We start from the raw sequence: 23,096 nt of genomic DNA on the forward strand, positions 1-23,096 counted from the left end.
TCCTCCTGTCGGCGCAGGCCCTACCTTCTCTCTTGGCCGGCAGCGCCCGTTTACGAAATCTTTTTCATTGTATCAGACATAGCGTCATATTTCCAGCGTTTTTTCAGGAATTCACAGAACTTTTTCAATTTCAGTCCCCATCCAGGACTTTTTGGGGGACAAATCCCACATAATCCCCCGCGATCAGGTGATATTCCACGCTCCCACGTCGTCCCTCCTGGGCCAGCCGGTGGCTGCCCCCGTGAAGATGGCCGTAATAGCAGGCTTTTACCTTGTAGAGCTCCAAAAGGTCTACGATCTCCTGGCAGATATATCCCTGATAGAGGGGGGGATAGTGAAGGAAGCAGAGCTTTTCCGCCTCCCCCGCCGCCTTCAGCGATGTCTCCAGCCGCAGGATCTCCCGGTGAAAGACCTTTTCGTTGTGGCCGTCGGCCTCCTCCTCAAAAAACCACCCCCGGGTGCCGCAGAGGGCCACGTCCCCGTAAAACTGGCAGTTATTGTGGAGAAGCGCGAAGTTTTCCAGCCCGTGGTCATTGAAAAAGCTCATCATTTTATTGGCGGTGGTCCACCAATAGTCGTGGTTCCCCTTCAGGAGATACTTTTTCCCAGGAAATAGGCACTCCAAAAACTGAAAATCCGGCAGGGCTTCCTCCAGGCTCATCCCCCAGGAAAGGTCCCCGCAGAGCACGATCTCATCCCGCTCCGTCAGCCCGGAAAAGCCGAGACGCAGCTTTTCCACATACCCCTCCCAGGCGCCCCCAAAGGTGTCCATGGCTTTCTTCCCGCCCAGGGAGAGATGGGTGTCTCCGATGGCATAGAGGGCCATTACTTCAGCATCTCCCGGACCTTGTCGGCCATATGGTCCTTCTCCACGGTGCCGGAAAAGCGGATCTGCTTCCCGGCCAGGGAGGCCAGAGGCGCCGGGGCGGCAACGCCGGTAAGGTCGCTGAGCTGCCGGATGCTCTCCAAACCCCGGATGGGCTCCGCCACCCCCAGGGCCTCCATGACGGCGGGTCCGAACTTGAAGGGGCTGGCGGTGGAGACCACCAGCGTAGGCGTGGCGTCCCCCGTCTTGGCCCGGTACTGCTCCAGGGCGTCCATGGCCACGGCGGTGTGGGGGTCGATGAGGTAGTGCTTCTCATTCCATACCTTGGCGATGGCCCGCTTGGCCTGGGCGTCGTCGCAGAAGGCCGCGGCGAACTCCCGGTCCAGCTTCTTCTTTACCTCCCCGGAGACCTGATAGCGGCCCTCGGCGGACAGACGGTCCATGTAATCCCGGACCTGAGGCGCGTCCCCGCAGGTGAAGGCGTGGAGCAGCCGCTCCAGGTTGGAGGAGATCAGGATGTCCATGGAGGGAGAGATTGTATTGTAGAAGGGCCGGTTCCGGTCATAGGTACCGGTCTGGATGAAGTCTGTGAGGACGTTATTCTGGTTGGAGGCGCAGATCAGCCGTCCCAGGGGCACACCCATCTGCTTGGCGTAGTACGCCGCCAGGATATTGCCGAAGTTGCCGGTGGGGACGCAGACGTTGAGCTTATCCCCCTTCTCCAGCACTCCGTCCCTCATGAGGTCGCAGTAGGCGGAGACATAGTAGACGATCTGGGGCAGTACCCGGCCCCAGTTGATGGAGTTGGCCGAGGAGAGGAAGAACCCCCGCTGGGCCAGCTCCTCCCGCAGCTCCGGGTCGGAAAAGATCCGCTTCACTCCGGTCTGTGCGTCGTCAAAATTGCCCACCACGGAACAGACGCCCACGTTGGCGCCCTCCTGGGTGTTCATCTGAAGCTCCTGAATGGCGGAGACCCCGTCCTTGGGATAAAACACCAGGATACGGGTGCCCGCCACATCCTTGAAGCCCTCCAGGGCCCCCTTACCGGTATCGCCGGAGGTGGCCACCAGGATGCAGGCGGTTTTCCGCTCCCCCTCCTTCTGAAGGGCGGCGGTAAGCAGGTAGGGCAGCATTTGAAGGGCCAGATCCTTAAAGGCGCAGGTGGGCCCGTGCCACAGCTCCAGAGCATAGGTCGTCTCGTCCACCGTGCGGACCGGAGCCACCCGGGCGTCGTCGAACTTTTCCGGCCCGTAGGCACGGGAACAGAAGCCGGCCAGCTCAGAGGCGGAATAGCTGTCCAAATACATGCTCATCAGATAGACCGCCCGCTGCTGATAGGTCATGCTCTTGAGGGTGTTCAGGGCGTTTCCGGCCAGGGTCGGGATGGCCTCCGGGGTATAGAGGCCGCCGTCGGGCGCCAGACCATAGGCGATGGCCCCCGCCACCGGGGTCTTTCTCAGCTTGTCTCTGGTGCTTACATAGTACATACTTCTCTCACTACCCTCATCAAGTTATTGCAAAACAGGTCCCTAACCTGTTCCTCTCGATAATTCATCCGCAGGAGCCGCTGGGCCAGGGAATCGAGATCCTGGATGCCCCGGATGTCCCGGGGGGTGCTGGCGATCCCATCCCAGTCTCCCCCCAGGGAGACGTTTTTCTCTCCCCCCAGGGAAAACCAGTGCTCGATATGGGCCACCACTCTGTCCTGGTCCGGCTCCTCCCCCAGAAAATCGGGGCACATATTGAGCCCTGCCACTCCATGATTGCCTATTATGGCAGTAAATTGCGCGTCGGTCAAGTTCCGTTTGTGCCCGCAGAGAGCCCTGGCGTTGGAATGGCTGGCAATGACCGGCTTTTTCGCCAGGGCCATCACATCCCAGAAGCCCGGATCGGACAGGTGGGACACGTCCACCAGCATCCCAAGGGCCTGCATCCGCTCCACGAAGGCCCTTCCCTGTTCGGTGAGGCCCTTGCCGGCCCCCTCGGCGTTGCTGCCCGAGAGAGCGTTTTCGTAGTTCCAGGTCAGGTTCACCGCCCGGACGCCCAGCTCGCAGGCCCGCTCCAGCTTGTGGAGGTCACAGTCCAGCAGCTCGGCCCCCTCCACGGAGAGAAAGGCGGCGGCCCGCCCCTTTTTCCAGGCCGCCTCCGCCTCCTGGGCCGTCCGGCAGTGGACCACCAGGCCGGCGTTGGCCGACATCTCCCGGTGGAAGAGGGCGTACTCCTCCTGGAAGATCTGGAACAGCGGCTTGCTCCCGGCCTCCTCTTTTGAGGCGAAGATGGCAAAGAACTGGGCGTAATTCTCATACCTTCCCATCCGCTCCAGGTCCAAATGGCCCTCGTTTTTCCGAAATCCCCCTCCAGTTTCATAACAGCGGAGAATGGTATCACAGTGTCCGTCGAAAACTCTCATCAAAACGCGTCCTCTATATATTGGATTTTGGGCTGGCGGGTGGCGGTACCCTCCGGGGCGTAGACCTCCGCCACATCAAACCGAGGCTGGAGCCGGGTGGGGTTTTCCGCCAGATAGAGCTGGGCGGCAAGGCGCAGCTTCTCCTGCTTGCGCCGGTCCACCGCCTCCCGTGCCTGGGCAAAACGGGCATTCTTGCGCAGCTTGACCTCCACAAAACAGAGGTATCGCCCATCGGAGGCGATCAGGTCGATCTCCCCCATCCGGCAGTGCCAGCCGGCGGCCACAAGGTCAAAGCCCTTTCCACGCAGGTCCGCGGCCACCAAGGCCTCCCCCCAGCGGCCCAGGAGCCGCCGGTCCTCCCCGCTCACCAAACCCGCCCGGCCATGGGATGGCCCGGCTTGAATTCCACCAGATCCCAGAGGTTCCCATACAGGTCCCGAAAGACCGCCACAATGCCGTAGTCGGCCTCCTTGGGCGGGCGGACAAACTCCACCCCCTGGCTCAGCAGGTCTTGATAATCCCGCTGAAAATCGTCGGTCCCCAGGAAGAGAAAGACCCGGCCGCCGCACTGGTGGCCGATGAAAGGCTCCTGCTCCGGCTTGGAAGCCCGCGCCAGCAAAATGGTGGTCCCATTGGAACCGGGAGGCGCCACCACCACCCAGCGTTTGTCCTGCTCGGGCTGATAGGTGTCTTCCAAAAGCGTGAAGTGGAGCTTTCTCGTGTAGAACTCTATGGCCTCGTCGTAATCCCGGACCACCAGGGCAATATGTACCAAAGCCTGCATCAAGTCCCCGCCTCCCCGGCGTAAAATTTTTTCAAAAAGCTCCTGCGATGAATAGGGCTGGGCCCATATTTTTTGAGCATTTCATAATGGAGCTTGGTGGGGTAGCCCTTATGCCTCTCAAACCGGTATTCCGGGTACTGCCTCGCCATCTCCTCCATATACCGGTCCCGGCTCACCTTAGCCAAGATAGACGCCGCGGCAATGCTGGCGCTGCGGCTGTCCCCTTTCACGGCCGTTTCATGAGGCAAGGTAATCCCCTTGTCGCGGTTTCCGTCGATAAGGGCATAGTCCGGGGCGGGCTCCAGTGCCCGGATGGCCCGTTCCATAGCCAGGAGCCGGGCGTTTAGAATATTGATGTCGTCGATGGTCCCCTCATCCACCGAGGCCACCGACCAGGCCACCGCCTGGGCCTTGATCTCCTCAAACAGGACCTCCCGCCGTTTTGGGGTCACCTGCTTGGAATCGTTGAGCCACATCAGCTCCAGATGCCGGGGCAGAATGACGGCGGCGGCGTAGACCGGCCCGGCCAAGGGCCCGGCCCCCGCCTCATCGGCGCCGCAGACCAGACTGCGGCCCTGGGCCCAGCAGCGCTCCTCCAGCTCCCAGAGGTTCATTTTTCCATCTCCTGGGGCAGTTCCAGTGTAAAGTTACCTAGCTTGCCGCCTCTGAACTCATCCAACAGGATGCGGGCCATGCGCTCCGTGTCCGCCTCGCCCCCCGAAATGAGAAAGCCCCGCTTCCCAGCCCCCGCCTTCAAAAGCTCATAGCCGTAAGCCACGGCGTCCTGCTCCTCCTGCCGCCGGGGCAGCTCCAGCTTATACCGCTCCCGTAGGGCGTCCGGGTAGCGCCGGGCCAGGTCATCCATCAGGTGGCAGGCCAGGGTCTCCACGTCCATGATGTCGTCCTTCACCGCCCCGGTATAGGCCAGATGGCGGCCCACCCGCTCATCCTCAAACTTGGGCCAGAGGATACCCGGCGTGTCCAGCAGGGAGAGGCCGGCGTCCACCGTCACCCACTGCTTGCCCCGGGTGACGCCGGGCCGGTCCCCCGCCTTGGCGGATTTCCGCTTGGCCACCTGGTTGATAAAGGTGGACTTGCCCACGTTGGGCACCCCCACCACCATGGCCCGGACGGGGCGCCCGACCTGGCCCTTGGCCCGCCACCGCTCGATCTGCTCCCGCAGAAGCTCCTTGGAGACGGCGGAGAACCGGGAAACCCCTTTGCCCGTCTTGGCGTCAGTCTCAAGCACGGCGTGGCCCTGAGCCTGGAAGGCCTGGGCCCACGCCCGGTTCCCCGCCGGGTCGGCCTGGTCGGCCCGGTTAAGGACGATGAGCCGTGGCTTCGCGCCCACCAGGGCGTCGATGTCCGGGTTCCGGGAGGAGATGGGGATGCGGGCGTCCACGATTTCCGCCACCATATCCACCTGTCCCAGGTCGGCCTCGATCTGCCGCCGGGTCTTGGTCATATGGCCGGGATACCACTGAATATTCACTTCCCCCACGCTCCTTTGTCAACGCTCTGATTTGGACCCGCCCACCGGATGGGCGTATTTGATATATTATACACAACTTTTTGCCTTTTGAAAAGGCCGTTCACGGCCCAAGGAAACAAAAAAGGAGCGGTTTCCCGCTCCTTTTCCGTATGGTTCTTACAGCTTCTCCTTGAGCTTGGCGCCCTTGCCCACGCGGTCGCGCAGGAAGTAGAGCTTGGCCCGGCGGACCTTACCCTTGCGCACCAGCTCGATCTTCTCCACAGAGGGAGCGTGAAGGGGGAACACCTTCTCCACACCGACGCCGTAGGAAACGCGGCGCACGGTGATGCTCTCATCGATGCCGCCATGCTTCTTGGCGATCACGGTGCCCTCGAACACCTGGACACGCTCACGGCTGCCTTCCTTGATCTTCACGTGGACACGCACGGTGTCGCCCACGTTGGCCACAGGGGGCTCAGCCTTGACGTACTTGGCGGTAAAAGCCTGCATCAGATCCATTTGTTTTTCCTCCTAGTTTATAGGCGTTCATTCCGGCCTTTTCGCCATCCATTTTCCAGACGGCACCGCAGCGGAACACCCTTTATTGAGACTATGGTATTTTATCACAAGGATTTCTCCGATGCAAGCAAAATTTTCAGGATAGGATCTCTTTTTTAAAAGATTTCCGCCCGTTTGGCACGTCCTGCCATACCGGCCATCCAAAGGCCGGCGATAAGCAGCGTAAAATTCCGCCCTTCGCTCTCCCAGAGCAGGAGGGCCCCCACTGCCAGCAGCGCCGCCACCAGAGCCGCGGTACAGGCAGCCACCACCTGCTTTCCAAGCCGCTCCGACCACAGCAGTGTCAGCCCCGCTGCCAGAGCCCGCCCGCCGTCCAGCCATTGGACGGGCAGCAGGTTGAAGCAGGCCAGCCCCAGATTGAGCCCTGCAAACAGATAGAGCCGTTCTCCAAAGCCCAGCCGCGCCAGACGGGCCGTCCCCACGGCCAGCGCCAGATTGACAGCCGGACCGGCCAATGCCGCCGCCATCATTCTGCCCGGCGGCAGGGGGCGGGCGGCGGAAAGCCGCAGCTCCGCCCCGGCACAGGTCAGCCGGAGCTTGACGACCCGTCCGCCCAGCAGCCGGATAGCCGCCAGATGCCCCAGTTCATGAAGGGCGCAGGACATAAGCGCCCAAAGGACGATCCCCTCTCCATCCAAATAATAAAGGAGGGCGGCGCACAGCAGGAAGCCGCCCCCCACCTCCACCCGTCCCAGCGTCATGAACGAGTCTCAATATAATAGAGGGGCTCCAGGCGCACCCCGTTGATCTTGAGTTCAAAGTGGAGGTGGGGCCCCGTCACATGTCCGGTGGCCCCCGACTCAGCCACCTTATCCCCCGCCGCCACCGTCTGTCCCTGTTGGACGCACAGCTTGCTGCAATGGGCGTAGAAGGACGTCACCCCATTGGCATGCCTGATCTGGAGATACTTTCCGTAGACATCGCTCTCGCCGATATAGTCCACTGTCCCGTCGGCGAAAGCCTTCACCGTTGTGCCGGTATCCACGGCCAGATCCACGCCGCAATGGAATTTTTCTCCCCCGTCGATGGGATGCTCCCGCCAGCCGAAATCAGAGGACAGCACCCCCATCACCGGCGTCACCGTCTCCCCCACGTTGAGGGCATAGCGGTCCATCGTGGTGTTGTCCGGCAGAGTTGGGCCGGTATAGTCCACATGGACCACTGCCGGTTCCGGCTCAGGCTCCGGCTCGGCGGGGGCGCCGCTGGAGGACATGGGGTCTGCGTGGCCCCCCTCCGGCTCCAGGCCCATCAGGGCCATGACCGGAACCCCGTCCCGGCGGGACAGGGTCTCCAGAGACGACTGGTAGAGCGGCCCCTCCCTCCAGGATGCGGGAGCCGCCTTTTCCGTGGGCAGGAATACGTCGGTCCAAAGATCGTTCAGGGTCTCCCCCACCGGCTGGCCCGAGGCGATGGACCAGCCCAGGTCGGCAAACACGGCCTGGAAATCCATGTCGGCGCTGATGGCGGAGGACAAGTCGGCCCGCAGGCCCGCCAGCTTGTCCGCTCCCTTGGCAAAAAACACGGCCAAAAACAGCGCCAGACAGGCCGCCAGCTGTATGAGCCGCCGTTTCTCCCGCTCCCCCAGCTCCGCCCGCTTCCCTCTGCTTCTGCGATATACCCGCCGGCCTATCTCGGCCCGTCCCGCCGTCTTCTCCATACAAGTCCACCCCTTTAATCCTGGGACACTGTATGCGGCAGGCGGCGGCTTTATGTACTCAAACGTCGGGAGACTGTCCCATACACGAGACAGCCTCCTGCTTTCACCGCTTTTTTTCTCTGGGTTTCCCGCGGGGCTTCAAATCAATACTCTTCCGGTCCGCCGCTTCCTGAAGCAGGCCGGCGGCGTAAGCGGCCCGTTCCCTGCCGGTTTCTCCCTCCGGCACATTCCGGGTCAAAAGCTGTTCCAAAGCACGCTCCAGATCTTCCAGCTCCAAGAGATTGACGGCGAAGCAGAAAAAGCGCTTCTTTCGTCCGTCATTGTACTGATCCAGCAACAGCTTCAAAATCTCCGCTTTTCTGGTCTGGATATCACGGTAGGCATCCACACCGATTTTCCGGGCCGTTTCAAAATCTTTCCTCCTGTTTCTGTGGGAGGTAAAGGAATCGTATTCATCCAGCCCCTCGTATTTTCCGCAGGGGAAGCTGCCGCACTGAAAGCAGTAGGCCACGCCCCCATGCTCCATGCCGCACCTCGCGATGGCGCAGGATTGGTTCCCGGCTCCCCCGCCGCAGCCGGGGCAGTACTGATCCAACCGCATGGGGCATAGCCCACAATTCAGCCCGCACAGGGAAAACCACAAATCATCTCGTACAAACCCCTTCACGCCATCACCCCTTTGCTTCATCTTACTATATAAGAGTTAGGCCCGCAATCCCCAAAACGACGGGCCCCATTGTCAATTTGGCTTGACATTCCATTTGTTTGCCGGTATAATTACCCTTGCGTTTTAACGGGGTGTGGCGAAGCTTGGTATCGCGCTTGGTTCGGGACCAAGAGGCCGCGGGTTCGAATCCCGCCACTCCGACCATGCGGAGTGTCCTTATAGGATCTGAGTATCCTGTAATGGGCATTCCGCATTTTTTATTCCTAACATTATACTGCAATCCATGCCGGGGCGTAGCTCAATGCTACGCCTCGTCTTGTTTCCAGCAGAATATCCCGCTCGGGGATTTTGCGGCGATCCGGCACCTCAAACACGCCGATGCAGTTGTAATGGTTTGTCACCCGCTGATTGGTTACGCCGTCCTCCTAGACCACCGGATATACCTCAATGTGGTCTATCAGTTCGGCTACCATCGTCACGGCTCAAACGAGAGTAAAGAGCGGCTGTGCCAAAGGTAGTAGTTTTATTGCCCGACAGTTTCAAAATAGCCTCCTTCCTCGGGTGTCGGGCAATCAGTAATTCCAAGTATATTGTACCTCCGTTCCGACCCGTTGTTAAGGATGTCGCTGTTTTCCAGATCTGCCAGCAAAAGCTTTAAGAGAATGTCCTCCATCGTTTCTCCCAACCTCTTGTCCTTATAGACCGGGGTAACAATGAAAGTAATTTTGCCGACTTGATAGGTGTGCTGTTCCGGCATTGTACCTCCTTCCAAAATGAATAACAGACCAATGATCTGCCCACGGCGTTCTTTTCTTTTCTGCCGCCGCGCAGATAATAAAGCTATATAAACATGAAAAAGCCGACAACTACAGGGCAAGTTCCTGTGCTATCGGCTCTGCGTCAAAGCGACTGGCTCTTTGATTACCGATACCGTTTGCTGTTTTACATTCTCATAATTGGGGACTTCTTTCATCATACGATCATAGGGACTATTAGTAAAGTTCATATTCAAACTCCATGTGTTCAACCAAATCCCCCTCTCTTTCCCGATCTTGGGAAAGAGGGATGCTCTGGAGGATATGCTCTGTCACGCCGCCAGAAAATAGAACAGCCAGTGCAATCAGTCAAGGGCAAGCCGCCGCAAAGCGGCGGTGCTGATGCACCCTTGACAGACAGCCCCCGGCTATTCTAAACGATATACGGTGTTGGGGGATATACGGCCCAAGCCATGTAAAGGGAAAACGGTTTGGGACATTTTGTCCCGAAGCACATTCAATAATTGTGCTTGCAATCCCAAGAAAAATAACTTAAAATATATATTGCAAATTAACTTTTAGGTGGGATACGTGTGACTGAATACCCATATATGACATCCAATAATAAAATTTCCATGATTATCGAAAGCCTACAATCCGCCGCAAAACCCGCCAAATTTACACTCGATTTTTTGAGAAATATGGGATATACCAGCACAAATGATCGCGGTATCGTTCCTCTCTTTAAGAAGCTTGGATTTTTGACTGACGATAGTGTACCTACCGTATACTATATGACCAGTTGCGTGATAAAACAACCTACAAGAAGATCGTCGCTGCACGTATTCGTGAATTATATTCCGAATTATTTACTATAAATGTAGAAATTTATAAAGATAATGAAGCTAATATAAAAGGTGCGATTTCTCGTGTAACCGGTGGGGATGAAGATTCTGTAAAAAGGGTTTACAGTACATTTAAAGCTCTTTGCAATATCGCAGATTTTAGTCAATCTTCTATTGAAAGTACGCCAGCTGAAATGCCCGTCCAAGAACAGGTTGTCACCTCTCCTCAAGTAACTGTAGCCCCGTCTCCTAAAAGCACAGAGTTTCACTATAATATTCAAATTCATCTGCCTGCCACAACTGATATTTCAGTATATAATGCGATTTTCAAAAGCTTAAAAGATAACCTTATGCTTTGAGGACTAATGATGAGTGAACGTACAATTAAAGAATTTGTATTCAATGCGTTGTTGGCTCAAGATTCTTTCAATACATTAGAAAACGAGGGGATTTCTGTTTCTTCCTCAGGTGATTTTGTGCCAATTAGCCGAGTTGTAGAAAGAGACTTTAGCCCAAGGGTTTGGAATGATGCCACAAAGATGTCATCCGTTTACACGGCTCTTTATTGTATCGAAAATACTATTCGGAATTTTATTGTTGAACGTATGTCAGAACGTCACGGAATTGATTGGTGGGAACACACAGTGCCCAAAAAAATAAAAGATGCCGTTGTTGATCTAAAGAAAAAAGAAGAAAAGAATAAATACCATTCTAATCGTACTGGCAATGAAATTGGATATACTATGCTTGGGAATTTGGGCCAAATCATTATTGCAAATTGGAATGATTTTTCTGATATTGTGCCAAATCAAGCGTGGTTAATGTCTAGAATGGATGATTTAGAAATGTCCCGAAATATTATTATGCATACAGGAATTCTTCCTGCCGATGAAATAGACCGAATTGAAAGTATTGTCAGAGATTTGTTGAGACAGATTGGCTAATACCTTGAAATACTGATTGCCCATACCCGAATACCAACTTTGTGTTCAAATTTTTCTGAAACCCTATAATTACACTCTGACCACGGAAAAGACCGCTGACAAAAGCCAGCGGTCTTTTGTTATATTTGTATCTATGCGGATTTGTAAAGACAGCTATACTTCACACACCGCCCGCCAGGTATTCTTCCGCGAAATGGACCGCCACGGCACCGTCGGACACGGCGGTCACCACCTGCCGCAGCGCCTTGGTGCGCACGTCCCCCACGGCGAACACGCCCGGGACGCTAGTGCGGGTGGACTCGTCGGCCACCACATAGCCCGAGGGGTCCAGCTCGATTTTCCCCTTCACCAGCTCGGTGGCGGGCTTCCTCCCCACACTGACGAATACGCCGTCACAGGCCACGATGCTTTCCTCTTCGGTTTTCAGGTCCCGCAGCCGGACGCCCGTCACCTTTTCGTCGGACAGCAGCTCCGTCACCGCGCTGTTCCAGCGGAATTCCACATTTTTTGCCTCCATCAGGGGAGCGTGGTAAATTTTCGTGGCCCGCAGCGTGTCCCGCCGGTGGACGAGGATCACTTTCTCGCAGATACGGGAGAGGATGAGGGCATCCGCCGCGGCCGTATTGCCGCCCCCTACGACGACCACCGTTTTCCCCTTGTAGAACATGCCGTCACAAGCGGCGCAGTAGTTGACGCCTTTTCTCAGCAGCTCCCGCTCCCCGGCCAGGCCCAATTCCCTGGGGCTGGCCCCGGTGGCGAGCACCACCGTTTTGCCCCGCAGCGTCCCTTCACTGGTCTCCACGGCCTTTACCTGATTGGAAAAATCAAAGGACAGCACCTCTGTCGTCCGGCTCTCCACGCCGAACCGCTCTGCGCCCCGCCGCATTTTTTCACCCAGGGTGAAGCCGTCCACACCATCCTCAAAGCCGGGGTAATTGTCGATCTGCTCCGTCAGGGCCATCTGCCCCCCAACGGACAGCTTTTCCAGGACGATGGTATCAAGACCGGCTCTGGCCGCGTACAGTGCCGCCGTATATCCTCCGGGGCCGCCGCCCACAACGATCATGTCATAGATATGTCCGGACTCTTCCTGCCTGGTTTCCCGCTTGCTCAGAGATCCCCTGATAAAGTCTTCCAGCTGCGGCTTGGATTCCGGCGCCACGATAGAGTCCAGAAGCTGGCCGTTCTGATAGAGCAGCAGAGTGGGGACCACCTCAATCTGCTCTTCTTCCTCCAGTTCCGGCTCATCGTCGATATTGACCTGGCCAATGAGCAGAGTATCCTCATACTCCTTCGCAACCTGCTCCAGCGCCGGAGCCAGGCGGCGGCAATAGGTGCACCACGGCGCCCAGAACTCCACCAGCACAGGCTTGTCCGACTCGGCAATATATTTTTTATAGCTTTCATGATTCATTTGCAAAATCGCCATAGAGCACAACTCCTTTTTCTTTTGCTGTCTTTAATATATTCTCTTTTCGCCGGTTTTTCCGTGATATTATCACATAGATAAAAAAGACCGCCGTGGAGTTCTCCTCTCCACGGCGGTCTGTCTGAGCATTCGTATGTCTATCATTCTCCGCGAAGATATCAGCGGTAATGGTTTGGGATTCAGTTCAGGCCTTCCAAAGGCTGTGCAGATTGCAGTAGGCGTAGACGGCTTCCACCTCGTCTCCCTCACAAATGGAGAAGCATACCTTCGGGGGCTCGCCGGGCTTCAGGGCCTTGCGTTGATTGCCCTGCTTGGTCTGGAGCGACACCCACTCAATATAGTGCTCCGGGGTCATGGGATGCTCCACCGCGCCTACCGTGACATGGACCTTGCCCCCCTCCACCTGATAAACAGGCACGTGCTTTTCCTGGGCGGCGTCAGTGGTGCCGGGAATGATCTCCGTCATTTTCTGGCCGCAGCACATAACAGGCACGCCCTTGTCTCTGACCATCGCAATGATGTTTCCGCAGTGCTCGCAGATGTAGAATTTCTGTTCCATAGTGATACCTCCAAATTATTTTTATAAGCCGTCTTTTTTCAAGCGGACTATTTTATCTCGTTTGTTCGTGACTGCCGGGACTTCTCTGCCTGCGGGGATACTTGTTTCCCCACCTGCCGTCCCCGAATTACTTGAACACATATTTTCTTTTCTATTTTCCCTGTCAGAATAGCAACTTTTCTGTCATACGTCAATGGATAATTGACAGATACCTTGATACAACCTATAATAATGCGCGTTTAGGAGGTGCGGCCGAGTTGGATATCTCAAGTTATTTTCCGATCTGGGATCAAATGACGGCACAACAGCAGTCTATGCTTACCGGGTCCGCTGTCCGCCAGGATGTCAAAAAGGGCACGGTCATCCATAACGGGTCCACGGACTGCCTGGGCCTTTTGCTGATCTCCTCCGGTCAGCTCCGGGCGTACATCCTCTCAGACGAAGGCAGGGAGGTCACGATCTACCGGCTGTTTGAACGGGATGTCTGCCTGTTTTCCGCGTCCTGCATGATGCGGAGCATACAGTTTGAGATCACCATTGAGGCGGAGAAGGATTCTCAGTTTTGGGTCATCCCGGCGCAGGTCTACCAGCAGGTGATGGAGCAGTCGGCGCCGATGGCCAATTACACCAATGAGATCATGGCCTCACGGTTTTCCGAGGTCATGTGGCTCATTGAGCAGATCATGTGGAAGAGTTTTGACCGGCGGCTTGCCGCCTTCCTGCTGGAGGAAGCGGTCATTGAGGGGACAAACTGCCTGAAAATCACCCACGAGGTCATCGGCAATCACCTGGGCAACGCCCGGGAGGTGGTCACCCGGATGCTCCGCTATTTTCAAAACGAAGGCATGGTGAGCCTGGCCCGGGGGACTGTGGAAATCGTAGACACAAAACGGCTTGAACGACTGGCCGGCAAATAGGACACACAGGGTGAGGCCGCTGTTCCATCCGGCCGCTCACCTCACAGGAAAGCACTGGATGCTGCACAGGCGGCGCCTGGTGCTTTTCTTATTGCGATTGATACAGCTTCAACCCCACGAGGAGGCATCCGTCTATGTACGGGATGTTATGCTCATTGAGGTACTGAACAAGCGCCTCGCTGGAGGCTCCCGGCTGAATGACCACGCTCTTAAAAGCCTTTTGGCATTCCTGGAGCAGCGCCAGCCCCTTGTCCGCCCGGACGCACAGGTCGATAATGTCAATCTCGCCGGAGACGTCGTTGATGGACCGCAGTTCCTTCCCAACGCACTGGACCTGATAACCATGCTCCATCATCGCCCGCTTGATCTTGCTGGCGTACTTCTCCTCGTTCAGCGTATCTCCCACGATGACAAAGGATTTTTGTTCCATGACTTGCGGCAATTCCATTCTGTTCCCCCCCTGTTTTTCTTCCTGTGGTTTACGTGATCTGCAGGGAGCCCTTCGCCCCCATCAGCAGGCTCACCACATCGGGCGCGTTGATCAGCACATAGCGTTTGTCCATCTGCTCCGCCGTAAAGCCGTTGTGTTCCATGCAGGCGTTGCAGATACACACCTGACCACCCAGCCGCAGGAACTCCTCCAACTGGCCGCCCGCCTCCGGGAAGGGCGCTCCAATGTCCACCCCCTTCGCGGCGTCCGGCTGGCCCAGCGCCACGGCGTCGACCATGAGGATAATGCTGGCGCTGTGCCCCTGTTTCAGCGCGTTGACCCCCATGACCACCGCCACGGTCAGATTGTTCGGATTTTCCTTCCCCTCAAAAAGGGTGACCACAAAATCGGTTTGCTTCATTCCGCTCAACTCCTTAAATAACGTTAATATCCGCTGCCCGGCGCTCAAAGCATGGCGAGGATCTGCTGCTTGGGTCTGGCCCCCATGGCCTGGCTGACGATCTTTCCCTTCTTGATAACCATCAGCGTGGGAATACTGGTGATTTGAAACCGTGCGGCCAGCTCCCGCTCTTCATCCACATTGACCTTGCCCACCTTGATGTCGGTGCGCTCCCCGGCGATCTCCTCCACCAGCGGCCCGACCATCCGGCAGGGGCCGCACCAGGAAGCCCAGAAGTCTAGCAAGACGGGCTTATCGGAATCAATGACCTCGGCGTGAAAGTTGTTTTATGGATATGGATCGCAGACATGTTCTTGCCCTCCTGTTCCTTGTGTTTTCTGAATTTATAATACCTGACTTGCCTCAGGCTTTCCGTGACATTGTCACATTTAAGTAATCATGGCCCCAGTTCCTATGTACCCTCTGAGGGCCGCTGCCGTAAGCCGCTCCCACCTGGCATAAGGCCAGGCGGGAGCGGCCGGTTTATTCAGACGCCGTTTTCACTTTGCAAATCAGCTGCGTCATGGTCCCCATCGGGCAGTAGACACACCAGCTCCGGGGTTTAAACAGCATCATCGTCAGAAAGCCGAGGACGGTGGAGGTCAGCATGACGCTGTAAAAGCCAAAGGCGAATTGGGCCACGCCCGGATGAAACAAGGTTCCGTGGTATGCCCACTGCCAGGGCAGCTTAAAGGTCCACAGCAGCGTCACCACCTGCTTCAAATCTGCCGCGCCGGCAAAAACCAGATAGGTATTCCACAGCATAAGGAAGAACATAGCGAAAAAGAAGATCAGGAATCCATAGCGGAACCATTTGCTTTTCATCCATCCGGGGACATCTTTTTTACGGGACAGGCCAAACCGGCTGCCCAGCAGGCTGAAGAGCTGTCCCCGGCCGCAGTAGTGGTTGCAGTACGCCTTCGTCCCCTTAGTCACAGAGATGAGCAGCGGGATAAAAAAGCACAAGAGACCGGCCCAGGCAAATAAAATATTGAAAAACCCCAGGATCAGATAGGCCAGGGACACGATCCAAAGATAGTCATACCAACGCTTTTTCATATGGCCGCCTCCTGAAGGACAATCACGCTCGCGGGGCACTCTTTCATACATTTGCCGCAGCCCACGCACTTCTCCAGGTCCACCTGCGCCGCCACTCCCCGCCATATCTCAATGGCCCCCGTGGGGCATACCTTCTTGCAGCAGCCGCAGGCAACGCAGCAGTCCGTGTCAACAAAGGCCCTTCGCCCTTTTTTGATCTTGAGTTCCATACAAAACCTCCAAAACAGGATGAAAATAATATAGCACGGGGGCGGATACGCCTCTGTGATGATATCACCATTATAGAAAGCATCCAGGTTTCGGTGCCCTTCTGCCGCTGCCATTCCAACAGCTGCCTGATTGGGATGGTTTGGGGATTTTCATATTTGACACGCATCATTTTTTGACTTGGCCCTCCAAACCCGCTATACTGTTTCCAGAGGGGAGGCGTCTGCCTGTGTTGGATTTTCGGATGGAGACATTCTTGGAGGTCTGCCGCTGTCTCAACTATACCCGCGCGGCGGAAAGGCTGAACGTCACCCAGCCCGCCGTTACCCAGCACATCCAATATCTCCAGGAGCACTATGGAGCCAAACTTTTTACTTACCACAACAAACAGCTGGCCCTGACCGCCGAGGGGGCTATGCTGCGGGATGCCGCTGTCGCCATGCTCCATGACGAGGAAAAACTCAAGCGGGACTTTGCCGCCCGCCGGGAGGGGGCCCGCTCCCTCCGCTTCGGCGCCACGCTTACCATCGGAACCTATGCGCTTCCCCAGAGGCTTGCCGCGTATCTGAAGCGCCACCCCGAGGTCGACGTCCACTTTCTAGTGGAGAACACCCGGCTCCTGCTCCATGAGCTGGACGAGGGCCGCCTGGACTTTGCCCTGGTGGAGGGGTACTTTCACAAGGACGAATACGATTTCATTCCCTGGACCACGGAGCCCTACGTGTGCGTCTGCGCGGCGGAGCACCCCCTTCCTCCCGCGCCGCTTCACCTGGAGGACCTGTTCGGGGAAACCATCATCCTCCGAAACCCGGGCTCCGGCTCCCGGGAGGTGCTGGTGCGGGTGCTGGAGGAGCGCAACTTCCGCCCCGCCGATTTCCGCCACGTCATCGAAATCAGCGATCTGACCATCATCAAAGAATTGGTCAAGGCCGACTGCGGCATCACCTTTCTCTACCGCCGGGCGGCGGAGCGGGAGTTGGCCGCCGGGACCCTGCGGGAGGTGCCATTGTCCGATTTTCACGTGGAGCACGAATTCACCTTTCTCTGGAGAAAAGGCAGCGCCTTCGCGGCGGAATTCCGCCAATTCTTCTCTGAGCTGTGCGGAGCGCAATAAAGGAGATGCCCCGGGCAAAAAGCCCGGGGCATTTTTCTATCAATCACAAAATATTATTGGACAATAATAAACCCTAATTTTTCTTGATACTGGTCCTATGCTAGAATGAGCGTACCAAATCAGAAAAATGGGACTCATTGGAATTGATAAATATGGAGGTTTGCAGGATGGGCTATTGCCTGAACGCCGCCCAGGCCGACCAGGTTCTGAGCGCTTTGCGAAAAGACTACCGCGTATACGCCCCCAAGCGGTTCCCCAAACAGGGCCGCTATTCCGACACCGACGTGATCCGCTACGCCGAGGTAGAGCGGTTCGGGGACATCGTGTGGGAGGTCAAATCGGACTATCCCGCCAAGGAGGTCCTCTCCCCCATCCAGCAGGCCATCTTCTACTTCACAGAGGATGAGTACCGCGCCAGCAAGGGGCCCACCAAGCCCATCCTGATCCTGGCCCGGCCCTGCGACATCAACGCCCAGCACGTCCAGGCCAAAATCTACGCCGGAAATGGCGGGTACGACGACTTTTACTACCAGCGGATGCGGGAACAGGTCCATTTCGCCATGATGGAGTGCGGCGGCGGGGACGACACCTGCTTCTGCGTCTCCATGGGCACCAACAAAACCGACGACTACGCCCTGGCCCTCCGTTTCTCCCACGACGGCGTATCCGTCCAGGTGGCCGATCCCGCCTTCGCCCCCTACTTCGGCGGAATGCCCCAGGGGGAATACATACCCGCCTTCGTGGAGGAAAACGAGCTGAAGGTGGAGATCCCCGACCTCTCCGACAAGGCGGTGCGCCAGGCCCTGAAAAAGCACCCCATGTGGAAGGAGTTCGACAAGCGGTGCATCTCCTGCGGCAGCTGCACCGTGGCCTGCTCCACCTGCACCTGCTTCACCACCCGGGATGTCTGCTATGGCGACAACCCGGAGGTGGGCGAGCGCCGGCGGGTGGCCGCCTCCTGCCAAATCGCCGGCTTCGACCAGATGGCCGGGCAGAGGGAGTTCCGCTCCACCGCCGGGGACCGGATGCGCTACAAGGTGCTCCACAAGTTCCACGACTACAAAGCCCGCTTCGGGGACAGCCATATGTGCGTCGGCTGCGGCCGCTGCACCCACCGCTGCCCGGAGTTGATTTCCCTCTCCGCCACGGTGAATAAAGTCAACGCCGCCGTGGACGAGATCAAGGCCGATCTGGCCAAGGAAGGACGGTGAGCCCCATGAAAAATCCTGTTCAGCCGCAGCCCTGCACCATCCTCAGCGTGAAGAAGGAGAGCGCCCACGAGTGGACCTTCCGGGTGGCAACCGACGCCAAACCCCAGCACGGCCAGTTCATGCAGCTCTCCATCCCCAAGGTGGGGGAGGCCCCTATTTCCGTCTCCGCCCAGGGGGAGGGCTGGCTGGAGTTCACCATCCGCAGCGTGGGCAAGGTCACCAACGTGATCTTCCAGAAAGAGGCGGGGGACACCCTCTTCCTCCGGGGCCCCTACGGCAAGGGCTGGCCCCTGGATCAGTTCCGGGGCAAGCATCTGGTGGTCATCACCGGCGGCACCGGCCTGGCCCCCGTCCGCTCCCTGCTCCGGGCCTGCGCCGATGAGCCCGGCCTGGTGGAGGACGTCCACCTCATCTGCGGCTTTAAAAACGAGGAGGGCATCGTCTTTCAAAACGAGCTGGAGGAGTGGGAAAAGAAGTTCCACACCACCTACGCCCTGGACACCGACCACAAGGAGGGCTGGCGCACCGGCTTCGTCACCGAGTTTGTCAAGGAGATCCCCTTCCACCAGTTTGGCGGCAGCTACGCCGTCGTGGTGGTAGGCCCACCCCCCATGATGAAGTTCACCGGCCTGGAGCTGGTGAAGTGCGGGGCCGACCCGGACAAAATGTGGATGAGCTTCGAGCGGAAGATGTCCTGCGCGGTGGGCAAATGCGGCCACTGCCGCATCGACGAGGTCTATGTCTGCCTGGACGGGCCGGTGTTCCCCTACACCGTGGCCCGGGACCTGGTGGACTGAGGGAGGGGCAGAGAATGAATCACGACATCAATATCAAAAAGCTGCGGCTCAACTGCTTCCGCCAGTCCAAGGTCCCCGGCGAGTTCATGCTCCAGATGCGGGTCCCCGGCGGCATGGTGGACGCCAAGTACCTCTCCACCATCGAGCACATCGCCAAGACCTGGGGGGACGGAAACTTCCACTTCGGCACCCGCCAGACCTTCGACATCACCGGCATCAAATACGAGGACATCCCAGCCGTCAACGCCTATCTGAAGGACTATATCCAGGAGGTGGACGAGGAGCTGTGCGGCGTGGACATGGACACCGTGGCCCATGAGCCCCAGCCCTGGGACCCCAAGAGCGGTTACCCCACCATCGGCGCCCGGAACATCACCGCCTGTGTGGGCAACTACCACTGCATCTGCGGCAACTGCAACACCTTCGAGCTGGCCCGGAAGATCGAGCCCATCATCTTCCCCAGCCACTACCACATCAAGATCAATATCGCCGGCTGCCCCAACGACTGCAACAAGGCCCACCTGTGCGACTTCGGCATCATCGGCGTGGCCCGCATGACCTACCACCCCGAGCGGTGCATCGGCTGCGGGGCCTGCGTCACCGCCTGTGAGCACGGCGCCACCCGGGTCCTCTCCCTCAACCAGGACACCGGCAAGATCGAGAAGGACCCCTGCTGCTGCGTGGGCTGCGGCGAGTGCGTCCGGGCCTGCCCCGCCAGCGCATGGACCCGGCAGGAGGCCAAATTCTACCGGGTCATTTTGGGGGGACGTACCGGCCGCCAGACCCCCCGCACGGGCAAGATGTTCCTCAACTGGGCCACCGAGGACGTGGTGCTGGGAGTCCTCAAAAACTGGCAGAAGTTCTCCGCCTGGGTCATGGACTACAAGCCCGAGTACCTCCACGGCGGACACCTCATCGACCGGGCCGGATATAAAAAGTTCAAGGAGATCATTCTGGACGGGGTGGAACTCAACCCCGAGTGCCTGGTGGCCGAGGATATCTTCTGGCATGAGACGGAGTACCGCTCCAACTTCAACGTCAAACCCATGTCCATGCACCACTCCGCCGGGCCTGCCGGCGAATAACAGATCAGCGGCGCCGAGGTCCGGTCCGGCGGGACCGGGCCTCGGCGATTTTTTGTCGATTAGGAGGACCCCTCTGTGAAAAGAACCCTTCCCGCGCTCCTTGCGCTCCTGCTCCTGCTCTCCGGCTGCACCCCTCCCCCCTCCGCCACGTCGGCGGCCTCTCCTACCCCCTCGCCCACTGGGGCGGCGAACGCCCCCATCACCCTCACCGACTCCACGGGGCAGACCGTCGCCCTGGCGGCCCCGCCCAAAACCGTAGTTGGCCTCTCCTCTTCCATGGCCGAGATCTGGCTCCTGGCGGGGGGCATCCTGGCCGGGACCACCGACGACGCGGTGAACGAGCGGGGTCTGGACGTGGGAGACGCCGTCATCGTGGGTACCATCAAAAAGCCCTCGGTGGAAGCCATTCTGGCTCTGGAGCCGGACCTGGTCATCACCTCCGCCGATATCGAGGGCCATGTGGAGGCCGCCGCCCTCCTGACGGAAGGCGGCATCCCCTGTTACGCCGCCAAGGTGGAGCAGTTTTCCGATTATCTGAAGGTCTTAGAGGACTTCACCGCCCTCACCGGCCGGAAGGACCTCTACGAGCAAAACGGCATCGCCGTCCAGGGCCAGATCGACGGTCTGCGGGTCCGGGTCCCCGCCGGGGAGACGCCCCCTACCGCCCTCTACCTGCGGGCCTATTCCAGCGGGGTGAAGGTGAAGGCCCGGGACAACGTGGCCTGCGACATCCTGGCCGACGTGGGCGTGGTCAACGTGGCCGACGGCAACTCCGCCTTGGAGGAGCTGAGCATGGAGGCCATCGTGAGCGCCGACCCGGACTTCATCTTCGTGGTCACCATGGGGGACGAGCAGGCGGCCATCGACGAGCTGGACCGCACCCTCCGCTCCAACCCCGCCTGGGATGGCCTCTCCGCCGTCCAGGCCGGACATTTTTACATCCTGCCCAAAGAGCTGTTCCACTACAAGCCCAACGCGAAATGGGGAGAAGCCTATGAATACCTGCTCCACATCCTCTGGCCGGGGACTTACCCGGAAGCGTAACCCCCTCCTGCTGGCCCTGTGCCTGGCGGCCGCCTGCTGCCTGTTTCTCCTGTCCCTGTGCCTGGGCCCTTCCGGGGTGGGGCCGGATCAGGTTTTGGGCTGGATGCTGGGCCGTGAAATCGGAACGGCGGCGAAGAACATCCTGGCCTACGCCCGCCTGCCCCGGGCCGCCGCCGCCTGCCTGTGCGGCGGGGCTCTGGCCGTGTCCGGCCTCCTGCTCCAGGTGGCCCTGGGCAACGCCCTGGCCGCCCCCTCCACCATCGGCGTCAACGCCGGGGCCGGGTTCTTCGTGATCCTGTCCGGCGTTCTCTTCCCCCTCTCCCTCTCCGCCCGCACGGTTTCGGCCTTTCTGGGCGCGTTTCTCTCCGCCATGCTGGTTTACGGCCTGGCTAGGAGCACCGGCGGGAGCAGAATGACCATCGTCCTGGCCGGGGTCGCCATTACAAGCCTCCTCTCCGCCGCCAGCGACGCGCTGGTCACCTTCCGGCCCGAAGCGGTGATGGACCGCTCCAGCTTTTCCATCGGCGGCTTCGGCGGCGTGGTGATCCCCTCCTTCCGAAGCGTGCTCCCCCTCCTTCTCCTGGGCCTGGCCGGGGCAGTCCTCCTGTCAGGACGGCTGAACGTGCTGCTGCTGGGGGATGAGGTGGCCGCCTCCCTGGGGCTGCGGGTGGGACTGTGCCGGTTCCTGGCCCTTCTCTGCGCCGCCCTGCTGGCCGCCTGCGCCGTGAGCATCGGAGGGCTTTTGAGCTTTGTGGGCCTGCTGGTGCCCCACGCCCTCCGCTTTTTGCTGGGGAACGACTACCGCTGGCTCACCCCCTTTTCCGCCGTGGTGGGCGCCATCTTTCTGCTGCTGTGCGACACCCTGTCCCGGCTCCTCTTCGCACCCTATGAGCTGCCCGTGGGTATCCTGCTCTCTTTCCTGGGGGCCCCCTTCTTTCTGTGGCTCCTGCTGGGGCGCAAAAGGAGGCTGGCACTGTGATCGAGCTGGAACATATCTGCGTCTCCTACGGCGGCACCCCCGCCCTGTCGGACGTCACCACCGTCTTCCCCGACGGCGGGTTCACCTGCATCATCGGCCCCAACGGCGGGGGGAAGTCCACCCTTTTGCGGGCCATGGCGGGCCTGTCTCCCTACACCGGGACGGTCCGAGTGGGGGGCGTGGACCTGAGCGGCCTGTCCCGGAGGGCCCGGGCGGAGCAGCTGGCCTATCTCCCCCAGTCCCGGCCCATCCCCGATATCGACGTGCGCACCCTCATCTCCCACGGCCGGTTCCCCCACCTGGGCTTCTCCAAGACCCTCACCGCCAAAGACCGGACTCTCGTGGAAGAGGCGGCGGAGCGGACCGGCTGCGCCCCGCTGCTGGGTCGTCGGCTGAGAGAGCTGTCCGGCGGAGAGCGGCAGCGGGTCTACCTGGCCATGGTGGTGGCTCAGGACGCCCGCGCCATCCTGCTGGATGAGCCCTGCACCTACCTGGACATCCGCCACCAGCTGGAGCTGCTGGCATTGCTGGAGGATCTGCACCGCTCGGGCCGGACCATCATCATGGTGGCCCACGACCTGCCCCAGGCCTTCTCCTGCGCCGGCTCCCTCAAGCTGTTGGACGGCGGGATCCTGACGGCGGAGGGCCCTCCCTTCGAGCTGTGCGCCCATCCGGCCCTGAACCGTGCCTTCGGCGCCTCCGTCCGGCCGGACGACCGGCCAGACAGCCTCTACCGTTTCCGCACCGTCTCCATGCCCTGATCCATCGAAGGCCGCCGGGATAGCCCGGCGGCCTTCGATCTGTTTTCAGAACAAAACGCCTGTCATTCCGAAACCCATATTCCCCCTTTTTTATGATATATTTGGC

The 23,096-nt window shown here is 58.9% G+C and carries 29 protein-coding genes, 1 tRNA gene and 2 pseudogenes; 12 read left to right on the top strand and 20 right to left on the bottom strand.

The genetic code is table 11. The features are described 5' to 3' along the window. Positions 1-130: 130 nt before the first annotated feature. The 11 genes from AAEU42_RS08785 to AAEU42_RS08835 all read right to left on the bottom strand — a co-directional run bounded on the left by AAEU42_RS08785 (position 131) and on the right by AAEU42_RS08835 (position 8,328). Entirely contained in the window at positions 131-826 is a 696-nt protein-coding gene (locus AAEU42_RS08785) for a metallophosphoesterase (RefSeq protein ID WP_342233164.1), read from the bottom strand. After that, entirely contained in the window at positions 826-2,313 is a 1,488-nt protein-coding gene (gene thrC / locus AAEU42_RS08790) for a threonine synthase (protein WP_342233165.1), read from the bottom strand. The genes AAEU42_RS08785 and thrC overlap by 1 nt, the downstream gene beginning before the upstream one ends. Further along, a complete protein-coding gene (locus AAEU42_RS08795; RefSeq protein WP_342233166.1) occupies positions 2,301-3,236 on the bottom strand; it encodes a dipeptidase in 936 nt (311 codons plus the stop codon). The genes thrC and AAEU42_RS08795 overlap by 13 nt, the downstream gene beginning before the upstream one ends. Continuing rightward, entirely contained in the window at positions 3,236-3,604 is a 369-nt protein-coding gene (locus AAEU42_RS08800) for a YraN family protein (protein WP_342233167.1), read from the bottom strand. Before AAEU42_RS08800 ends, AAEU42_RS08795 begins: the two co-directional genes overlap by 1 nt. Next, positions 3,601-4,023 (bottom strand): VOC family protein, encoded by a 423-nt coding sequence (locus AAEU42_RS08805; protein ID WP_342233168.1) that lies wholly within the window; start codon positions 4,021-4,023, stop codon positions 3,601-3,603. Before AAEU42_RS08805 ends, AAEU42_RS08800 begins: the two co-directional genes overlap by 4 nt. Beyond that, on the bottom strand, positions 4,020-4,634 hold the full coding sequence (locus tag AAEU42_RS08810; protein WP_342233169.1) for a ribonuclease HII: 615 nt from the start codon (positions 4,632-4,634) through the stop codon (positions 4,020-4,022). The genes AAEU42_RS08805 and AAEU42_RS08810 overlap by 4 nt, the downstream gene beginning before the upstream one ends. After that, positions 4,631-5,512 carry a ribosome biogenesis GTPase YlqF gene (gene ylqF / locus AAEU42_RS08815; protein ID WP_342233170.1) on the bottom strand — a complete coding sequence of 294 codons (882 nt, stop codon included), beginning with the start codon at positions 5,510-5,512 and terminating at the stop codon, positions 4,631-4,633. The genes AAEU42_RS08810 and ylqF overlap by 4 nt, the downstream gene beginning before the upstream one ends. Before the next feature lie 156 nt (positions 5,513-5,668). After that, positions 5,669-6,010, bottom strand: coding sequence for a 50S ribosomal protein L19 (gene rplS / locus AAEU42_RS08820; protein ID WP_342233171.1), 342 nt, complete (start codon positions 6,008-6,010; stop codon positions 5,669-5,671). 155 nt (positions 6,011-6,165) lie between these two features. Next, positions 6,166-6,771, bottom strand: a complete 606-nt coding sequence (locus AAEU42_RS08825; RefSeq protein WP_342233172.1) for a metalloprotease — start codon at positions 6,769-6,771, stop codon at positions 6,166-6,168. Further along, positions 6,768-7,727, bottom strand: a complete 960-nt coding sequence (locus AAEU42_RS08830; protein WP_342233173.1) for a M23 family metallopeptidase — start codon at positions 7,725-7,727, stop codon at positions 6,768-6,770. The genes AAEU42_RS08825 and AAEU42_RS08830 overlap by 4 nt, the downstream gene beginning before the upstream one ends. A 103-nt stretch (positions 7,728-7,830) precedes the next feature. Next, positions 7,831-8,328: a DUF3795 domain-containing protein gene (locus AAEU42_RS08835; protein WP_483145452.1), complete on the bottom strand. Its 498-nt coding sequence runs from the start codon at positions 8,326-8,328 to the stop codon at positions 7,831-7,833. Between the two features lie 193 nt (positions 8,329-8,521). On the opposite strand from AAEU42_RS08835, the gene AAEU42_RS08840 reads away from it, so the two are divergent. Beyond that, positions 8,522-8,598 (top strand) — tRNA-Pro (locus AAEU42_RS08840). A 319-nt stretch (positions 8,599-8,917) separates the two neighbouring features. Here the strand turns inward: AAEU42_RS08840 and AAEU42_RS08845 are convergent. Continuing rightward, complete coding sequence (locus AAEU42_RS08845; RefSeq protein WP_342233175.1) at positions 8,918-9,151, bottom strand: hypothetical protein; 234 nt, start codon at positions 9,149-9,151, stop codon at positions 8,918-8,920. A 609-nt stretch (positions 9,152-9,760) separates the two neighbouring features. On the opposite strand from AAEU42_RS08845, the gene AAEU42_RS14570 reads away from it, so the two are divergent. From AAEU42_RS14570 to AAEU42_RS08855, 3 genes are read left to right on the top strand one after another with little or no spacing between them, the layout of a single operon-like run. Next, a complete protein-coding gene (locus AAEU42_RS14570; protein ID WP_425288207.1) occupies positions 9,761-10,027 on the top strand; it encodes a DUF5343 domain-containing protein in 267 nt (88 codons plus the stop codon). Beyond that, entirely contained in the window at positions 9,952-10,353 is a 402-nt protein-coding gene (locus tag AAEU42_RS08850) for a DUF5343 domain-containing protein (RefSeq protein ID WP_342233176.1), read from the top strand. The genes AAEU42_RS14570 and AAEU42_RS08850 overlap by 76 nt, the downstream gene beginning before the upstream one ends. Before the next feature lie 9 nt (positions 10,354-10,362). Next, positions 10,363-10,938: a Swt1 family HEPN domain-containing protein gene (locus AAEU42_RS08855; RefSeq protein ID WP_342233177.1), complete on the top strand. Its 576-nt coding sequence runs from the start codon at positions 10,363-10,365 to the stop codon at positions 10,936-10,938. A 160-nt stretch (positions 10,939-11,098) separates the two neighbouring features. Here AAEU42_RS08855 and trxB read toward each other — a convergent pair whose 3' ends face one another. The 3 genes and pseudogenes from trxB to AAEU42_RS08870 all read right to left on the bottom strand — a co-directional run bounded on the left by trxB (position 11,099) and on the right by AAEU42_RS08870 (position 12,926). Then, complete coding sequence (gene trxB / locus AAEU42_RS08860; RefSeq protein ID WP_342233346.1) at positions 11,099-12,004, bottom strand: thioredoxin-disulfide reductase; 906 nt, start codon at positions 12,002-12,004, stop codon at positions 11,099-11,101. A 66-nt stretch (positions 12,005-12,070) separates the two neighbouring features. Then, positions 12,071-12,367: pseudogene (locus AAEU42_RS08865) on the bottom strand (thioredoxin family protein); the annotation flags it as partial. A gap of 184 nt (positions 12,368-12,551) precedes the next feature. Continuing rightward, on the bottom strand, positions 12,552-12,926 hold the full coding sequence (locus AAEU42_RS08870) for a desulfoferrodoxin family protein (RefSeq protein WP_342233178.1): 375 nt from the start codon (positions 12,924-12,926) through the stop codon (positions 12,552-12,554). A gap of 293 nt (positions 12,927-13,219) precedes the next feature. On the opposite strand from AAEU42_RS08870, the gene AAEU42_RS08875 reads away from it, so the two are divergent. Continuing rightward, positions 13,220-13,843 (top strand): Crp/Fnr family transcriptional regulator, encoded by a 624-nt coding sequence (locus AAEU42_RS08875; RefSeq protein WP_342233179.1) that lies wholly within the window; start codon positions 13,220-13,222, stop codon positions 13,841-13,843. An 88-nt stretch (positions 13,844-13,931) separates the two neighbouring features. On the opposite strand, the gene AAEU42_RS08880 is transcribed toward AAEU42_RS08875, so the two are convergent. From AAEU42_RS08880 to AAEU42_RS08900, 5 genes and pseudogenes are all read right to left on the bottom strand, one after another. Next, a complete protein-coding gene (locus tag AAEU42_RS08880; RefSeq protein ID WP_342233180.1) occupies positions 13,932-14,291 on the bottom strand; it encodes a CoA-binding protein in 360 nt (119 codons plus the stop codon). A 31-nt stretch (positions 14,292-14,322) separates the two neighbouring features. Then, positions 14,323-14,694 (bottom strand): DsrE family protein, encoded by a 372-nt coding sequence (locus tag AAEU42_RS08885; RefSeq protein WP_342233181.1) that lies wholly within the window; start codon positions 14,692-14,694, stop codon positions 14,323-14,325. Between the two features lie 44 nt (positions 14,695-14,738). Beyond that, positions 14,739-15,043: pseudogene (trxA, locus tag AAEU42_RS08890) on the bottom strand (thioredoxin). 173 nt (positions 15,044-15,216) lie between these two features. Next, entirely contained in the window at positions 15,217-15,792 is a 576-nt protein-coding gene (locus AAEU42_RS08895) for a 4Fe-4S binding protein (protein ID WP_342233182.1), read from the bottom strand. Next, the gene (locus AAEU42_RS08900) at positions 15,789-16,001 is read right to left on the bottom strand and encodes a 4Fe-4S binding protein (RefSeq protein ID WP_342233183.1); all 213 of its coding nucleotides are present in this window, start codon (positions 15,999-16,001) and stop codon (positions 15,789-15,791) included. Before AAEU42_RS08900 ends, AAEU42_RS08895 begins: the two co-directional genes overlap by 4 nt. Before the next feature lie 242 nt (positions 16,002-16,243). On the opposite strand from AAEU42_RS08900, the gene AAEU42_RS08905 reads away from it, so the two are divergent. The 7 genes from AAEU42_RS08905 (at position 16,244) to AAEU42_RS08935 (ending at position 22,990) form a co-directional block, all read left to right on the top strand. Continuing rightward, positions 16,244-17,113 (top strand): LysR family transcriptional regulator, encoded by an 870-nt coding sequence (locus tag AAEU42_RS08905; RefSeq protein WP_342233184.1) that lies wholly within the window; start codon positions 16,244-16,246, stop codon positions 17,111-17,113. A gap of 167 nt (positions 17,114-17,280) precedes the next feature. Continuing rightward, positions 17,281-18,324, top strand: coding sequence for an anaerobic sulfite reductase subunit AsrA (asrA, locus tag AAEU42_RS08910; protein ID WP_342233347.1), 1,044 nt, complete (start codon positions 17,281-17,283; stop codon positions 18,322-18,324). Between the two features lie 5 nt (positions 18,325-18,329). Beyond that, complete coding sequence (asrB, locus tag AAEU42_RS08915) at positions 18,330-19,121, top strand: anaerobic sulfite reductase subunit AsrB (RefSeq protein ID WP_342233185.1); 792 nt, start codon at positions 18,330-18,332, stop codon at positions 19,119-19,121. 14 nt (positions 19,122-19,135) lie between these two features. Next, positions 19,136-20,206 carry a sulfite reductase subunit C gene (asrC, locus tag AAEU42_RS08920; protein ID WP_342233186.1) on the top strand — a complete coding sequence of 357 codons (1,071 nt, stop codon included), beginning with the start codon at positions 19,136-19,138 and terminating at the stop codon, positions 20,204-20,206. 75 nt (positions 20,207-20,281) lie between these two features. Next, complete coding sequence (locus tag AAEU42_RS08925) at positions 20,282-21,250, top strand: ABC transporter substrate-binding protein (protein WP_342233187.1); 969 nt, start codon at positions 20,282-20,284, stop codon at positions 21,248-21,250. Beyond that, complete coding sequence (locus AAEU42_RS08930) at positions 21,201-22,229, top strand: FecCD family ABC transporter permease (RefSeq protein WP_342233188.1); 1,029 nt, start codon at positions 21,201-21,203, stop codon at positions 22,227-22,229. Before AAEU42_RS08925 ends, AAEU42_RS08930 begins: the two co-directional genes overlap by 50 nt. Continuing rightward, complete coding sequence (locus AAEU42_RS08935; RefSeq protein WP_342233189.1) at positions 22,226-22,990, top strand: ABC transporter ATP-binding protein; 765 nt, start codon at positions 22,226-22,228, stop codon at positions 22,988-22,990. Before AAEU42_RS08930 ends, AAEU42_RS08935 begins: the two co-directional genes overlap by 4 nt. Positions 22,991-23,096 lie beyond the last annotated feature (106 nt).

Source organism: Pseudoflavonifractor phocaeensis (genome assembly GCF_038439875.1).
Classification (GTDB): domain Bacteria; phylum Bacillota; class Clostridia; order Oscillospirales; family Oscillospiraceae; genus Vermiculatibacterium.

Bases quoted from the DNA above. Each gene is read 5' to 3' on its own strand.
- AAEU42_RS08785 (WP_342233164.1), bottom strand. From the start codon at position 826: ATGGCCCTCTATGCCATCGGAGACACCCATCTCTCCCTGGGCGGGAAG.
- thrC (WP_342233165.1), bottom strand. From the start codon at position 2,313: ATGTACTATGTAAGCACCAGAGACAAGCTGAGAAAGACCCCGGTGGCG.
- AAEU42_RS08795 (WP_342233166.1), bottom strand. From the start codon at position 3,236: ATGAGAGTTTTCGACGGACACTGTGATACCATTCTCCGCTGTTATGAA.
- AAEU42_RS08810 (WP_342233169.1), bottom strand. From the start codon at position 4,634: ATGAACCTCTGGGAGCTGGAGGAGCGCTGCTGGGCCCAGGGCCGCAGT.
- rplS (WP_342233171.1), bottom strand. From the start codon at position 6,010: ATGGATCTGATGCAGGCTTTTACCGCCAAGTACGTCAAGGCTGAGCCC.
- AAEU42_RS08825 (WP_342233172.1), bottom strand. From the start codon at position 6,771: ATGACGCTGGGACGGGTGGAGGTGGGGGGCGGCTTCCTGCTGTGCGCC.
- AAEU42_RS08830 (WP_342233173.1), bottom strand. From the start codon at position 7,727: ATGGAGAAGACGGCGGGACGGGCCGAGATAGGCCGGCGGGTATATCGC.
- AAEU42_RS08835 (WP_483145452.1), bottom strand. From the start codon at position 8,328: ATGCGGTTGGATCAGTACTGCCCCGGCTGCGGCGGGGGAGCCGGGAAC.
- AAEU42_RS08845 (WP_342233175.1), bottom strand. From the start codon at position 9,151: ATGCCGGAACAGCACACCTATCAAGTCGGCAAAATTACTTTCATTGTT.
- AAEU42_RS14570 (WP_425288207.1), top strand. From the start codon at position 9,761: ATGACATCCAATAATAAAATTTCCATGATTATCGAAAGCCTACAATCC.
- AAEU42_RS08855 (WP_342233177.1), top strand. From the start codon at position 10,363: ATGAGTGAACGTACAATTAAAGAATTTGTATTCAATGCGTTGTTGGCT.
- trxB (WP_342233346.1), bottom strand. From the start codon at position 12,004: ATGATCGTTGTGGGCGGCGGCCCCGGAGGATATACGGCGGCACTGTAC.
- AAEU42_RS08870 (WP_342233178.1), bottom strand. From the start codon at position 12,926: ATGGAACAGAAATTCTACATCTGCGAGCACTGCGGAAACATCATTGCG.
- AAEU42_RS08875 (WP_342233179.1), top strand. From the start codon at position 13,220: ATGACGGCACAACAGCAGTCTATGCTTACCGGGTCCGCTGTCCGCCAG.
- AAEU42_RS08880 (WP_342233180.1), bottom strand. From the start codon at position 14,291: ATGGAATTGCCGCAAGTCATGGAACAAAAATCCTTTGTCATCGTGGGA.
- AAEU42_RS08885 (WP_342233181.1), bottom strand. From the start codon at position 14,694: ATGAAGCAAACCGATTTTGTGGTCACCCTTTTTGAGGGGAAGGAAAAT.
- AAEU42_RS08895 (WP_342233182.1), bottom strand. From the start codon at position 15,792: ATGAAAAAGCGTTGGTATGACTATCTTTGGATCGTGTCCCTGGCCTAT.
- AAEU42_RS08900 (WP_342233183.1), bottom strand. From the start codon at position 16,001: ATGGAACTCAAGATCAAAAAAGGGCGAAGGGCCTTTGTTGACACGGAC.
- AAEU42_RS08905 (WP_342233184.1), top strand. From the start codon at position 16,244: ATGGAGACATTCTTGGAGGTCTGCCGCTGTCTCAACTATACCCGCGCG.
- asrA (WP_342233347.1), top strand. From the start codon at position 17,281: ATGGGCTATTGCCTGAACGCCGCCCAGGCCGACCAGGTTCTGAGCGCT.
- asrB (WP_342233185.1), top strand. From the start codon at position 18,330: ATGAAAAATCCTGTTCAGCCGCAGCCCTGCACCATCCTCAGCGTGAAG.
- asrC (WP_342233186.1), top strand. From the start codon at position 19,136: ATGAATCACGACATCAATATCAAAAAGCTGCGGCTCAACTGCTTCCGC.
- AAEU42_RS08930 (WP_342233188.1), top strand. From the start codon at position 21,201: ATGAATACCTGCTCCACATCCTCTGGCCGGGGACTTACCCGGAAGCGT.